Raw genomic sequence first — 13,214 nt, forward strand, 5'->3', positions numbered from 1 at the left:
GGGGCTTTCTACATATAAGCCAGGGTAGGAAAATGCCTACTCAGCTAACACGTCGTCGTCCTCGTCCACCGAGCGGTCTTCGGGGATGGCAGCCAGCGCGGCTTCAGGCTCACCCTTCACCATCTGACGAATCTTGTTTTCGATTTCGTTAGCCAGCTCCTCATTGTCGTGCAGGATGGTCTTCACACCTTCACGACCTTGGCCTAGCCGGTCACCGTTGTAGGAGAACCACGAGCCCGACTTGGCGATGATACCCATGTCTACGCCCAGGTCCAGAATCTCACCGATTTTGGAGATACCCTCGCCGTAGATAATGTCAAACTCAATCACCTTAAAGGGTGGCGCTACTTTGTTCTTCACCACTTTCACCTTGGTACGGTTACCAGTGATGTTGTCTTTGTCCTCCTTGATCTGGCCGATACGGCGAATATCAAGGCGTACAGAAGCATAAAACTTTAGAGCGTTACCACCGGTGGTGGTTTCGGGGTTGCCGAACATCACACCGATTTTCTCACGCAACTGGTTAATGAAGATGCAGCAGCAGCCGGTTTTATTGATGGTACCGGTGAGCTTACGCAGTGCCTGCGACATCAAGCGAGCGTGCAGACCCATTTTCGAGTCGCCCATGTCGCCTTCCAGTTCGCCTTTGGGCACCAGGGCAGCTACGGAGTCAATTACACAGATATCAATAGCGCCGGAGGAAATCAGCTGATCAGCAATTTCCAAGGCTTGCTCGCCGTTGTCGGGCTGGGCGATGAGCAGGTTCTCAGTGTCGATGCCCAGCTTCTCGGCATAGCTCTTATCAAAAGCGTGCTCGGCGTCGATGAAGGCCGCGATGCCGCCTTTCTTCTGCGCTTCGGCAATGCAGTGCATTGTGAGGGTAGTCTTACCCGACGATTCGGGACCGTAAATCTCGACAATACGACCTTTGGGCAGGCCGCCAATGCCCAGTGCAATATCCAAGCCCAGCGAACCAGTGCTGATGGCCGGAATGTCGACAACTTTGTTGTCGCTGAGCTTCATCACGGTGCCTTTGCCGAACGACTTGTCCAGCTTTTCCATCGTGAGTTGCAGGGCCTTTCTTTTTTCAGCGGCCGGATCGGCGACGACTTTCTCTGTGGTTGCAGCCATTTGAGGGTAGGTTATAAAAAGTACTTACGTTTGATGAAAATTACGCTTTTTCCGGCTGCCCGACAAGCTCGGCACTGCACGTTGAAACATGTGGCAGCGCTCATCTGGGGCAGCTTTTTCTAACACCCGACCCTGGCTTTTCGTGCCACCGCGCCGATAAATATATGAGAAATTATTTACTAAATATATTAGCCGTTGGAAGCCTGTTAGTTAGCACAAACGTAGCGCAGGCACAGATAGATAATCGGGCGTTTACAAATACTACACCAGGCAAGAAAGAGGCGTTTACTTTCAGCCAGCAAGTTTCTCCGGCCACAGAAGAAAACGTAGCTGGCGACTTACATCTGTCCCTGCGTTCATTCACGTTTTTCAAAGACAACGAGTATTTTAACCCTATTATCGAGGGATATACGTTGTTCGGCACGCAGTTGAACCCACAATTGGTTTATTATCCCACGTCCAATCTACGGCTGGAAGGGGGCGTGTTCTTGTGGAAGGATTTTGGCAACGCCCGGGTGCGGCAGGTACGGCCTACCTTTCGGGCTACCTATACCAAGGGCAACAGCGAGTTCATTTTTGGAAATATCCGGCCGCATCTGAACCACGGGTACATCGAGCCGCTGTTCAATTTCGAGCGCGTTATTCTAAAACCATTGGAGGAAGGATTGCAGTATCGCTATGCTTCTGATATGGTAGGGCTGGACGTGTGGGTGGACTGGCAGCGGCAGCAGTATCGGTACAGCAACTACCAGGAGCAAATTGCGGGCGGCCTCAGCGGCTCCGTGCGCCTCACTGGCAATAATAGCCCCGTAGCGGTTTCCCTACCCCTGCAGTTCACAGCTACCCACCGCGGCGGGCAAATCGACACGATTAACCGGCCGTTGCAGACGCTGTTCAATGGGGCTACGGGTATAGAGGCGCGCTACCCGCTGCCTACCCACCCCACCACAGCATTTAGGGTGCAGGCCTACGGTACAGGCTACTTCGACAAGTCGTTTACATACCAACTGCCCTACCGACGTGGTAGCGGCCTCTACCTCAATGCCACAGCCGAGACGCGCTACCTCAACGTGATGCTGAGCTACTGGCAGGGCCAACGGTTTCTATCGCCACTGGGAGGCGATTTGTATCAGTCGGCTTCCCGTTCAGTGAATAGCCCAACGTACACAGAGCCGCACCGTCGTATTCTGCTGCTGCGCCTGATGCGGGATTTTTCACTGGGTGAAGCGGCGGCTATTACCGTGCGTGTGGAGCCGGTGTACGATTTTCAGGAAAGAGAAACTGATTTTGCGGCGGGTATCTACCTAAACTTTCGGCAGGAATGGCTACTGGGCAATATCAGCCGCCGCGTGCGGGTAGGAAAATAGTAGTCATAGGCGAAGCTTGCGCTGCTCGGTAGCGTAAGAATGAGGAAAGCCTGGGACGCGACTTTGTTGCCAGTATCGTTTACTGAGCAGAACTGATCGGCCGCGTCAGCGCGAAATACAGAATTTCTTCTTCCGCATCATGCCTGCGCAAGGGCCACAGTCGGCTGCGGGTAGGGAGCTGCCGAAACCCGACTGCTTTGGCCACAGCGCAGCTACGAGGATTGTTGGCCCGGCAGCGAATAGAAAGAGTAGCTACCTGCAGAATGTCGAAGCCAAACTGCCCGGCCGCGGCCAGCGCCTCACGAGCGTAGCCACAGCCCTCGGCTGAACGCGCAAGGTAGTAACCAATTTCTGCCGTGCGGGTGCGGCCCGACTGCGGGCGTAGGCTGATATCACCAAGGTAGGCTGCGGTAGCGGTGTGCCAGATACCGAACACGTAGAGCCGGTCGGAGCGCCAATCGGTTAAAAACGTGGCTAACACCCGAGTAGCGTCGGCAGGCGTGGTAGTAGCTGCTACGCGGGCAGGAAAAGAAGGACGCAGGCGGTGGCGTTCGTGGTCGAGCAGCGCAAAAAAGTCTTCCTCGTCGGCGGGAGCGTATGGGCGTAGTGTAAGGCGCGCGGTGGTGAGGGTAGTAAGGGGCGGCGCAACAAACAGCGAAGCAGCAACGGGCATAGAAGGAAGAGGAACGCTGAGGAGCTTACGTGAAACCCGGTGAATTTGATGACAAAATGTTTTGCTAGCGCACACTAACCTCACGAGTAACGGGGCGTTTTAGAAAAACAACTACATCATTAATACACCCGCTGGTAGCTATGCTTATCAGCTTTACTTTACGAAAATGACAGGAAGACTGGCAGGCAAAGTGGCCATCATAACAGGAGGCGGTGCTGGTATTGGCGAGGCCATTGCCAAAAAGTTTGCGAAAGAAGGAGCTGCCGTCGTGGTAGCCGGTTTCGCAGAAGACCCGGTGCGCGAAGTGGCAGAAGAAATTATTCGCGCCGGGGGGCGGGCCGTGGCTTTCACCGGCGACTTATCGCATCCTCAAACCGCCGAGGCCTGTGTGCAGGCTGCCTTGGCAGAGTATCAGGAACTGCATATTCTAGTGAACAATGCTGGGGTATTTCCGGCCACATCTACTATCGATGAGTATCCCATCGAGGCGTTTGAGTACATGGTCAAAAATAACATCTACTCAAACTTTATGATGACCCGTGCTGCCATTCCGCACTTGCAAAAGACGCGAGGCAACATTGTGTCGGCTGGCTCGGAGTCGGGGCACATGGGCGCGCCGCAGAATACGCCTTATGGTGGTACCAAAGGTTTCGTGCACGCTTTTCAGAAAGGCGTAGCCGTGGAGCAGGCTAAGTTTGGCGTCCGCTCCAACATTGTGGGTCCTGGCCCCATCGATACCGCTTGGACGCACAAGGAAACCGGCCCCATGGATTCTAAAATGGAAAAGCTAACGGTACAAGGCGTACCGATGGGCCGGCGTGGCACTACCGAGGAAGTTGCCAATGTGTATGCCTTCCTGGCTTCGGATGAGGCTAGCTATGTTACCGGCTCTATCTACTTTGTAGACGGTGGCGTTACCATTTCCAAAGGTCCCCACGGCGACGAGGTGCCCAGCAGCCTGGCAAAGGAGCCAACTGGCGTTCTTTCCATCGAACATGCTAAAGACGGTAACACCCAAGTGCGTCCGCAAGATGCAGCTAGCATGAACCTATAAAGCATAGGTTTAGCAGATTAATCTGGTTTCGTAGAAACGATAACGGGAATACAAAAGCCTCTGTGTTGGAAGCTTCTGTATTCCCGTCGTTATAAAAAGACGTTCAGCAGAATCTGTGAAATCAACCTAATCCGCCAAAGTTGCGATTAGAGTTTGTATTGTGCCGGGCTACCTAGGGCCTGCTGCGTACGCATGATGTTGACCTGGCGGGCAGCTTCGTTGAAGTATTCCAGCCGGCGAATCAACATTTCCTTGAGCAATACGCGGCCTTCCGGCGTTGCCATATAGGCTTTTTTATCTTCCAACAGGCGCCGCATGGTGGCTTCCGTTTGGTCTTCGTGCTGCATGTATTGCTGCTGAAACTCAGCTAAGCGCCCTACCCCCTCAGTGGTTAGGCGGTACTGGGTACCGCCCTGGTTCAGCACTTCGCAGAGCACATATACTTCCAGCGGCAGAGAGGTAGCCAGCGCCGTAGTGCGCAGATCGAGGCCCGCGGCCAAGGCATCCAGAATAATGGTGACGTTGCGCTCGAACTGCTGGTAGTAAGCGGAGACTTCCATGGTAGAAGTGTTGAGTGGTAAGGATAGAATGTTGAGAGTTGGCCTGCGATAGGGTCTTTGTGGCTATGCAGACTCAAACTTCTACATTTCTAGAGAATTTCTTTGATGATTTGCTCGATGCTAATGCCTTCAGCTTCAGCTTTGAAGTTGCGCACCAAACGGTGGCGCAAGATGGGTAGTGCTACAGCCTTCACATCCTCAATATCGGGCGAATATTTCCCGTTGAGCAAGGCGTTGCACTTTGCGCCCACAATGAGGTGCTGCGAGGCGCGCGGGCCGGCGCCCCATTCCAATAGCTGATTCACGCGGGCCGCAGCCCGGCCCGTATTCGGCCGGGTTTTGTGTACCAGGCCTACGGCATATTCCACTACGTTATCAGCCACAGGCACGCGGCGCACGAGTTGCTGGTATTCTTGTATCTCGCTAGCATGTAATACTTTGCTTACCACAGCTTTTCGGTCACTGGTGGTGTTCTTCACTACCTGCAATTCTTCCTCGTAGCTAGGGTAGCCCAGTTCGATGTTGAACATGAAGCGGTCAAGCTGCGCTTCGGGTAGGGGGTAGGTGCCTTCCTGCTCGATGGGGTTTTGGGTGGCTAGCACGAAGAACGGCCGATCCAACGCGTAGCGCTTGCCAGCTACCGTTACGGCATATTCCTGCATACTTTCCAGCAAGGCCGCCTGAGTTTTGGGCGGCGTCCGGTTGATTTCGTCGGCCAGCACGATGTTGGCGAAGATTGGGCCTTGCACAAAGTGAAAGTCCCGCTGCTGGTTCATCGTTTCCGAGCCCACGATGTCAGATGGCATCAGGTCGGGCGTGAACTGGATACGGTTGAATGACAAGTCCAGCGACTCAGCAATGGTATGGATGAGCAGCGTTTTGGCGAGGCCCGGCACGCCCACCAGCAGGCAATGGCCCTGAGCAAATACGGCGGTGAGCACCAAACGCACCACCTCATCCTGCCCAATAATCACCTTGCCGATTTCCTGCCGCAGCTTGTGGTACGATTGCGCCAGCGCGTCGGCGGCTTCTTTATCGGAGGCGAAAGGCATAGATTGATTTGCTGATGTATGGATTATTGATGTGCTAATGCTTTGATGTGTTGGTTACTGGTAGACTGATTGACGATGATTGAATGAAGTACATATGTAGTATATCAACCATCAACCCATTAGCAATCAGCACATCAACATATCAATCATTAGCACATTGCTATAGCGTTCTTTGCAGCAGTCGGCACTCGTCGTACTGCGGGTCTACGTCGATGAATACAGTGGTGCGGTTTTTCTCAAACCACTCATCCAGCGCCTTGTTTTTCTTTTCGTTGAGGGCTGCTTGCGCAATCTTCTGATAGTCGTCCTTGAGGTTGGCCTGATGGGGTGGGGTGTTCGACTTTAGCCAGATCAGGCGCATGGCGTCTTTGCCGTCCTCGGTGCGGTAGGGTAGGGGCTGCGAGATGCTGCCTACCTTCATCGTGTCGATGGTGAAGAAGATGGCGGGGTCAATCTTATCCAGTGGGATGTAGGTGCTACCGTTCTGCTGATTCTGAATCAGCCCGCCACTGCCGCTAGTGGCTTTGTCATCCGAGTCGTCTTTGGCGGCTTTGGCGAAGGTGAGGCTGTCTGCTAGGATGCGGGTGCGCAGTTTGCTTAGCCGAACGGCCGCTACGCTCACGTCCTTCGAGCCGGTTTCGGGCTTCAATAGAATGTGACGCGTGCTGTAGCTGTCGCCTTTGCGCTCAATCAGCTGAATAAGGTGAAAGCCGAACTGCGACTCCACGACCGGCGACAACTGCCCTGGCTCCATGCGCAGGGAAGCTGCTTCGTACTCAGGCACCAGTTCCTTGCGCTTAAAAAAGCCCAGGTAGCCCCCCTGCACTGCAGAGCCGGGGTCTTGCGAGTACTGCTTGGCTAGTTCCTCGAAGCTCTCACCACCTTGAATCCGGGCGCGCAAGTCGTTGAGCTTGGCCATGGCTTCCTGCTTGGCTTTGTCGTTCACCTGGGCCAGCTTCACAATCTGCCCTACCTCTACTTCGGTAGAAAAATAGGGTAGGCTGTCTTTCGGGATGCGGTTGAAATACTGCTTCACCTCGCGCGGCGTCACAGTTACTTTACCTGCAATTTGCTCCTGCATCTTCTGCTGCACCAATTGGTCTTTCACCTGTTGGCGCAAATCATCTTTCAGGGCTTTCAGAGGCTTATTATAGTACTCTTCCAGCTTCTTCTCCGAGCCAATCTGCTGCACGAAGTAAGCCATACGGCGGTTCAGTTCGCTGTTTACTTGGCTTTCTTCTACTACCACCGAGTCGGTTTCGGCTTTGGCCAGCATCAGCTTGTTCATCACAATGCTTTGCAGGATTTTGCAGCGCAAATCGAGTGGTAGGGCTTTACCCTCAGCGCGGGCTTCCTCCTGCGCATACACCAGATCTAAGTCTGATTTCAGGATAATCTGGTTGTCTATCTTGACAATGATGCCATCCACCACCGTGCGGCCTACGGGCCGGCCGATGCCCAATTGAGCAAACGCAGAGGTGACAAAGACTGTCAGCAAACCGAGGCTAAGCAGCGCCACGCGCATCGGAAAACGAAAAAAATGAGTCATGCAGCAAGTAAATAGGTCTGGTGTCGGCACTTGCCGGTCAGACAACACTACCCAGCAACGCAAAAAGTAGCGCGTAAATTTCAACATAAATCACGGATTTTCGGATGAAACGGATTTCATAAGTGGAGCTACCAGTGCCGCACAGTAGACTCTACTGGTTGCGGATACCACAAGGGTGGGGCTTCGTTGCATACACTGCCCCGAAATCCACTTTCATCCAGAAAAATCGGGTTTATTTAGTCACCAGCTTGTCAATTTCCTGCTGATTGAGCTGTACTGGATACTGGGCGCGTAGTTGCTCAATCCACTGCTGCTCTAAGTAGTTCTGGTAGTCGGAAGTGGCCTGACCGCGGGTTTCGCTTAGTTTCTTAGGGCCAGCAGGTAGCTGCTCTTTGATGATAACGGAGTAGTAGCGGCCATCCAATTGCACGGGATAGGTACCGGGGCCGCGCTGCCATACCTGGTCCACTGCTTTGTTGTCGCCCTGCTGGAACGTGCGCTGTTGGATTTTAACGGCTAGCGGGCTTTTCTCGTTGAAGCGCTGCTCAATGGTAGCCAGGTCACGGGTTGCGCCCCTCAGATAAACCGCATTGGGATCCAGATTTTTAGCCTTATTTCCTTCGACTTTGGTACCCGTCATGATACGGTTGGCCTGAACTCCCTTTGCTTCTAATGAGCTTCTAACCTGCTGAATACGCTTTCTGGCAAGTGTACCTTCTGCCGAGGTCCGCAACCGACCGCTTACCGATACAATCAGCGTTGTATCCGTGGCCATTTGGTCTGCCAACGCCTCCAGCGTTGGCTGGCTGGCTGGTAGTAAAGTGGCCGTGCGCGGCTGAAATCCGATGGTAGCCGGAATGCCTTTTGTAGTTGGCAATAGACCAAGTGCTATTCCGGTACCACCATTCTTAGTCACGGGCTTCGAATTATCTACCACTAGTGGTAATACTTCCTTTAACACCTCCGGCGAAGCTGCATTCACAACCGTGGCTTGCACGCGTGGTGCCCACTGGTAATTCTGTTGGTGCTCCGTGAAGAACTTTTGCAGCCCTACCGAGTCGTCAATAGCCTTGGACCAGACTTTCTCATCCATTAGCTGAAACAGCAGAATACCATCGCGGTATTCCTTCACCAGCATCCGGTAGTCTTCGTATTTGCCTTCCAGGTTATCGCGCTCGTAGTTGGTCAGGCTCTGGTCCACGTATTGGTCGTAGAGCACCTGCATGGCGTGCTGGGGCTCGTCGCCTGGGCGGGGGCGCTGGCTTTGCTCCACGTAGGCTAGGAAATCAGTGGCAGGGTAGGTTTTGCCATTGATGGTGAACAGGGTAGGGTTAGCCGCTGGCTTGCCTTTCCCCTTGGTCACTTGCATACCTGAATACTTGAAGCGCCCATTCACTAGGGCTGTGTCAGCCTTCGAGAAAGCATACTCTTTCCCCGCTTTATTTTCTTCGAATTTATTTTCTGCTTTCACACGCTTGAGAAAAGCGGCGTGGTTCAGCTCGGAGCGTGAGTCCTTGGCCACCTTACTTTTTAGGGTAGGCTGCATGGCCTCAAACGAAGGCACCGACATTTTTTCAATCAGCTTGATAACGTGCCAGCCGTAGGGAGTTTGCACGGGGCGCGACAAGTCGCCGGGCTTCTGCAGCTTGAAAGCGGCTTCCTCAAAGCTCGGAATCATGCGGCCCGCGCCAAAAGCGGGAATCTCGCCGCCGTTGGGCGCCGAGCCGGCATCTTCCGAAAACTGCGCTACCAGCTTGTCCCAGTTCTCGCCGCGCTGAAGGCGGCTATACAGCTCGTCGATTTTCTTTTTAGCAGTAGCCGAATCGGCAGCGGGCATGTTGGGCGTGGCCCGAATCATGAGGTGGGCTACCTTGATTTCGCCCTGCGCTGCCCGGGTGTCGTTCACCTTGATGAGGTGGTAGCCGAAACGCGTCCGCACCGGCTCCGATACCTGCCCCACCGGCGTTTTATAGGCTGCCGACTCAAACGGGTACACCATCTGCATGGAGGTGAAGTACCCCAGCCGGCCGCCATTTTCGCGGGCCGAAGGGTCTTCTGAGGTTTGGCGGGCTACCGTTTCAAAGTTCTCACCGCCGCTGGTCACGCGCTGGCGCAGGGCCTGCGTTTTCTGATAGGCAGCCAGCGTGTCTTTGGGCGAGGCATCGGGCGCTACCCTAAGTAGGATGTGCGAAGCGTTGATTTCCTTGCTCAGGCGGTCGTAGGCCTCCCGCACGAGCTGGTCGGTTACGCTTTTCTCGGTGAGGTAGGGCTGGGCCAGCTGCTGGCGGTAGCCGTCCAGCTCGCGCCGGAACGCTTGCGTGGTATCCAGGCCGCGCTGCTCGGCATCCAGTACTTTCAACTTGAAGTTGGTATACAGCTTCAGGTACTCATCCACGCCGGCACGGGTACCAAAATCGGGGGCAGTGCTGTTGTTTTTCCGATATACATAGGCAAACTCCGATGCAGGTACCGGGTGCGTACCCAGGGTTTCGACGACGGGCTGCTTGGTTGCCGATGGAGATTTGGTAGACTGGCAGCCGGCCAGTAGTGCCAAGGCAGCGCCGGCGTACAGAATGCGTTTAGGCATAAAACAATAAATCTTCTAAAACAGACGCCCTACGCCGTTGCGCAGGAAAGGACCGATGCAATTTTACGGATTTTTTCCCGCCCAGCCCGTGGAGAGCGGCACCCGCGGGCGCAAAACAAAAGGCACCCCGCGAAAGGTGCCTTCTTGTACCAAACTCAACTGATTCTATTCAGGAAACGCGCTTGTGCAGCCGGCAAACGTTGTGCGCGCCGGAAGTAGTGAACTCCACGCTATCCATAATGCGGTTCACCAACGCCATGCCTACCCCGCCTTTTTTGCCCAGGCGCACGTGCTCATTCAGGTCCGGCTCACGGAAGGTAGCGGGACGGTAAGAAACTGGGCTGCTGTCTTCGATGGCAATATCTACGGCATGATTTACGAAATTGATACTCAGGCACAAAGAGCGGGATTCGTCTTCCCCGTTGGCATGAATTATAAGATTCGCCACTACCTCGTCGACAGCCAGTACAATTTGATTGAGCTGCAGATCCGACAAGTTGTGAGTTGCCAGATAGTCGTTCACGAAGTCGCGTACCACTTTCAGGTTTTCTCTGTTACAACTAATACGGATATCCTTTTTCATGGAAGCAGCGTCCGCCGACAAAAGAAATTAAATAGCAACGGCTTCTGCCTGCGTGGGTACTATCGTCATCAGCGAGTCGAGCCCGAGAATCTCAAATACGTTGTGCACCTTTTCCTGCATGTTGTAGAAAATGAGCTTCACATTAGCATCCTGCAACCGTTGCAGATGGGAAATAAAAACGCCCAAGCCAGCCGAAGAGATATAGTTGAGGCGCTGACAGTCAATTAATATTTTTTGGTAGTCCAGAACTTCTGGTTTCGATAGCTCCGTATCCAGAATCACAGACGAGCTGGCGTCCAGCTCACCGTCCAGACTGAGGGTGAGCGATGTATCAGTGGCTTGTTGTGTTATTTTCATGCCTCGGCTCTACGTTAGGAGTGCAAGTCAGGTTGAACTGCTTTGAATTTAATCACCAGCAATGTCTGATCGTCGTGCACAGGCTGTCCATGACTGAACTCGGATAAGTCGCTCAGAATCTGTTGTTTGATTTCTTCTGCTTCCAGGTAATAAGTGCGCTCCAGCACGCGCTGCAACCGTTCCTCGCCATACTCCTCCTGCTGGGCCCCACGCGCCTCCACAATACCATCCGTATACACTACCATCACATCGCCGGGGTTGTAATCGTAGAACTGGTTTTTGATGTGTTTCTCGTAGGAGTCGTTGCGGATAATACCCAGGCCTAGCCCCGCCGTGCGGAAATACGACACTTCTTCCTTGATGGAATGGTAATAAAGCGTGTGGCAGTGCCCGGCGCGGGCAAATACAAAGCCACCATGCTCGTAGTCAATGATGTAGAGTGAGGCGGTGATGAATGATGATTTCTCCAGGCAGTGAACCAAGGCCGTATTGGCCTGTGCCATAAAGCGGCTAGGCACCGGAAACTTCTCCCGGTCGTTACGAGCCAGGGGATTTTCCTGCATCAGGGCGTGAAAGATGCCCTTCATCTGCGCTACGTGGAAAGCGGCCGTCACGCCCTTTCCCGATACGTCGCCTACCAGAATGGCTAGGCGTCGGCCCGGTAGGTGCAGAAAGTCGTAGAAGTCGCCGCCTACCTCTTTAGCAGCCAGCGCGTAGGAGCTGATTTCAAACCAGTTATCGGTGGGTAGGGTTTTCGGAATGAGGCTGTCCTGCACGGCTGAGGCAATCTTCAACTCCTCCTGTACCCGCTCGTTTTCGATGGAGGCTTGCAGCAGCTGCAAGTTCTCAATGCTGAGCACGGTTTGGCTGGTGAAAGTTTGCAGAATGCCTAGGTTCTCGCGGTCGAAACCGTGGCGCTGGTCCTTCAGCATGTACAAAGAGCCATAGCGCCGTTTGGTGGAGCGCAACGGCATTACAATCATCGACGAAAACGGCAGCTTCAGACTGCGAAATCCGCTGCTATTATCGAGGTCGTTGTTGAGGTACTCGATATGGCCCAGATTATAGTCGGTGAGCAAACTATGAATGGCCGCGCTCTGCTCGGACTCTATGTTGAAATACTGGCCCGAGTAGCCATCCACGGAAGCGTCCAGGGTCAGCCAGGCGGCATCGGCACCTACTGTCTGCACGGCCGAGTCGAACAGCGTGCTGTAGATTTCCTTTTCGGTCTGGCCTTTCTGAATCAACTGCGTCAGGCGCTGAAGGCTCAGGATTTCTTCGCGCTTCTGCTCAAACACACCCGCCGTGGGTAGGTTGAAGAACGTGACCAGTAGGCCCACCAGCGAGTAGAAAGTAGCAAAGAACACCGTGAGCAGCAAAAACGCGTGCTGGGGTGCGGGGGCCACTAGTTTGGGGTCGTGTTCGATGCGAAGAAAGTACACCACAAACACGCCCATGCACAGCAGCAAGCCCGCCTGCAGCAGCACTACCTCCCACTTCTGGCGGCGGTTGAGGTAGGCCACCCATTTCTGGTTGCCGCTAAGGTAAATGCCAAATAGGGCCAGGGCCCCCATCATGGGATAGGCCAGCAGGCCCGTAGGGGCCCAGTTTAGTAAGCGAAATAGTAGGGTAGCACCCAGCAGCAGTTCAAACCAGAGCCACTCGCGCCGCAGGTGGGTAGGCGCCCGAAACAATACCAACGACCGCCACGTGTAGTTGGTGCTGGCCAGAAAGATAATGAACAGCGCCAGGTTGATGGTGTAGATAACCGCGAATAAAACCCGGTCGTTGCTCGGTGCTTCGGCCTGTATAAAGCGCTCGAGCAAGTGCAATCCCACGCACACGCTGGCCAGCACACCCGGCCCCAGCAACAGCCGCCGCAGCAGCCCCGTGAAATCGGTGCCGCGGAGCGGGTCGGGGCGGTTACGCTGGTACAGAAATACGCCCGCCGCAAAGCATGCCTGGGCTGCCAGCGCCACCCAGGCAGAAGGCTTTCCCAGCTGCTCGGCTAGGGTAGGGCTGGCTGCCAGCAGCGTACAATACAGCAGCACAAACCAGCTCAGAATCGTGAGAGGTAGGACGGCAGTTTGCAGCTTCTGGCGAAGGGACATACGAGAGCAATACGAGGAAAAAACCAACAACCAGTCTATAGTGAGCACAGAGCAGCGTGGCCGAAAGGACGGGCAAGATACGGAGCTAGCCGAAAACTGCTAACCACTCTCGCGGTAGCAACTAAAATCGTTAGTGATTTTCGGTACAAGTATAGAAGCTCTGCCTGAGATGAGAAAACTCGTTCGGAAT

Annotated in this window: 11 protein-coding genes; 2 read left to right on the plus strand and 9 right to left on the minus strand. The window is 54.2% G+C overall.

Annotated elements, in window-relative coordinates:
- Nucleotides 1–36: 36 nt before the first annotated feature.
- Entirely contained in the window at nucleotides 37–1,131 is a 1,095-nt protein-coding gene (recA, locus tag MUN82_RS21220; protein ID WP_245093610.1) for a recombinase RecA, read from the minus strand.
- A gap of 164 nt (nucleotides 1,132–1,295) precedes the next feature.
- Here recA and MUN82_RS21225 point away from each other — a divergent pair, with 164 nt between their 5' ends.
- A complete protein-coding gene (locus MUN82_RS21225; RefSeq protein ID WP_245093612.1) occupies nucleotides 1,296–2,498 on the plus strand; it encodes a lipid A deacylase in 1,203 nt (400 codons plus the stop codon).
- Between the two features lie 79 nt (nucleotides 2,499–2,577).
- Here the strand turns inward: MUN82_RS21225 and MUN82_RS21230 are convergent, their stop codons facing one another.
- A complete protein-coding gene (locus tag MUN82_RS21230; protein ID WP_245093614.1) occupies nucleotides 2,578–3,171 on the minus strand; it encodes a GNAT family N-acetyltransferase in 594 nt (197 codons plus the stop codon).
- 166 nt (nucleotides 3,172–3,337) lie between these two features.
- On the opposite strand from MUN82_RS21230, the gene MUN82_RS21235 reads away from it, so the two are divergent.
- The gene (locus MUN82_RS21235; RefSeq protein WP_245093616.1) at nucleotides 3,338–4,225 is read left to right on the plus strand and encodes an SDR family NAD(P)-dependent oxidoreductase; all 888 of its coding nucleotides are present in this window, start codon (nucleotides 3,338–3,340) and stop codon (nucleotides 4,223–4,225) included.
- A gap of 146 nt (nucleotides 4,226–4,371) precedes the next feature.
- On the opposite strand, the gene MUN82_RS21240 is transcribed toward MUN82_RS21235, so the two are convergent.
- The 7 genes from MUN82_RS21240 to MUN82_RS21270 form a co-directional block, all read right to left on the minus strand.
- Nucleotides 4,372–4,785, minus strand: a complete 414-nt coding sequence (locus MUN82_RS21240) for a hypothetical protein (protein WP_245093618.1) — start codon at nucleotides 4,783–4,785, stop codon at nucleotides 4,372–4,374.
- An 89-nt stretch (nucleotides 4,786–4,874) separates the two neighbouring features.
- Nucleotides 4,875–5,837, minus strand: a complete 963-nt coding sequence (locus MUN82_RS21245; protein WP_245093620.1) for an AAA family ATPase — start codon at nucleotides 5,835–5,837, stop codon at nucleotides 4,875–4,877.
- 160 nt (nucleotides 5,838–5,997) lie between these two features.
- Nucleotides 5,998–7,386 (minus strand): peptidylprolyl isomerase, encoded by a 1,389-nt coding sequence (locus MUN82_RS21250; RefSeq protein ID WP_245093622.1) that lies wholly within the window; start codon nucleotides 7,384–7,386, stop codon nucleotides 5,998–6,000.
- Between the two features lie 232 nt (nucleotides 7,387–7,618).
- Nucleotides 7,619–9,973, minus strand: coding sequence for a peptidylprolyl isomerase (locus tag MUN82_RS21255; protein WP_245093624.1), 2,355 nt, complete (start codon nucleotides 9,971–9,973; stop codon nucleotides 7,619–7,621).
- A 169-nt stretch (nucleotides 9,974–10,142) separates the two neighbouring features.
- Nucleotides 10,143–10,556, minus strand: coding sequence for an ATP-binding protein (locus MUN82_RS21260; protein WP_245093626.1), 414 nt, complete (start codon nucleotides 10,554–10,556; stop codon nucleotides 10,143–10,145).
- A gap of 27 nt (nucleotides 10,557–10,583) precedes the next feature.
- Complete coding sequence (locus MUN82_RS21265; RefSeq protein WP_245093628.1) at nucleotides 10,584–10,913, minus strand: STAS domain-containing protein; 330 nt, start codon at nucleotides 10,911–10,913, stop codon at nucleotides 10,584–10,586.
- A gap of 14 nt (nucleotides 10,914–10,927) precedes the next feature.
- Nucleotides 10,928–13,024, minus strand: a complete 2,097-nt coding sequence (locus MUN82_RS21270; protein WP_245093630.1) for a PP2C family protein-serine/threonine phosphatase — start codon at nucleotides 13,022–13,024, stop codon at nucleotides 10,928–10,930.
- Nucleotides 13,025–13,214: the final 190 nt, after the last annotated feature.

This window comes from Hymenobacter aerilatus, assembly GCF_022921095.1.
GTDB classification, from domain to species: domain Bacteria; phylum Bacteroidota; class Bacteroidia; order Cytophagales; family Hymenobacteraceae; genus Hymenobacter; species Hymenobacter aerilatus.

Coding starts and splice junctions, on each gene's coding strand:
- MUN82_RS21240 (WP_245093618.1), bottom strand. CDS start 4,785: ATGGAAGTCTCCGCTTACTACCAGCAGTTCGAGCGCAACGTCACCATT.
- MUN82_RS21250 (WP_245093622.1), bottom strand. CDS start 7,386: ATGACTCATTTTTTTCGTTTTCCGATGCGCGTGGCGCTGCTTAGCCTC.
- MUN82_RS21235 (WP_245093616.1), top strand. CDS start 3,338: ATGACAGGAAGACTGGCAGGCAAAGTGGCCATCATAACAGGAGGCGGT.
- MUN82_RS21270 (WP_245093630.1), bottom strand. CDS start 13,024: ATGTCCCTTCGCCAGAAGCTGCAAACTGCCGTCCTACCTCTCACGATT.
- MUN82_RS21225 (WP_245093612.1), top strand. CDS start 1,296: ATGAGAAATTATTTACTAAATATATTAGCCGTTGGAAGCCTGTTAGTT.
- MUN82_RS21255 (WP_245093624.1), bottom strand. CDS start 9,973: ATGCCTAAACGCATTCTGTACGCCGGCGCTGCCTTGGCACTACTGGCC.
- recA (WP_245093610.1), bottom strand. CDS start 1,131: ATGGCTGCAACCACAGAGAAAGTCGTCGCCGATCCGGCCGCTGAAAAA.
- MUN82_RS21245 (WP_245093620.1), bottom strand. CDS start 5,837: ATGCCTTTCGCCTCCGATAAAGAAGCCGCCGACGCGCTGGCGCAATCG.
- MUN82_RS21265 (WP_245093628.1), bottom strand. CDS start 10,913: ATGAAAATAACACAACAAGCCACTGATACATCGCTCACCCTCAGTCTG.
- MUN82_RS21260 (WP_245093626.1), bottom strand. CDS start 10,556: ATGAAAAAGGATATCCGTATTAGTTGTAACAGAGAAAACCTGAAAGTG.
- MUN82_RS21230 (WP_245093614.1), bottom strand. CDS start 3,171: ATGCCCGTTGCTGCTTCGCTGTTTGTTGCGCCGCCCCTTACTACCCTC.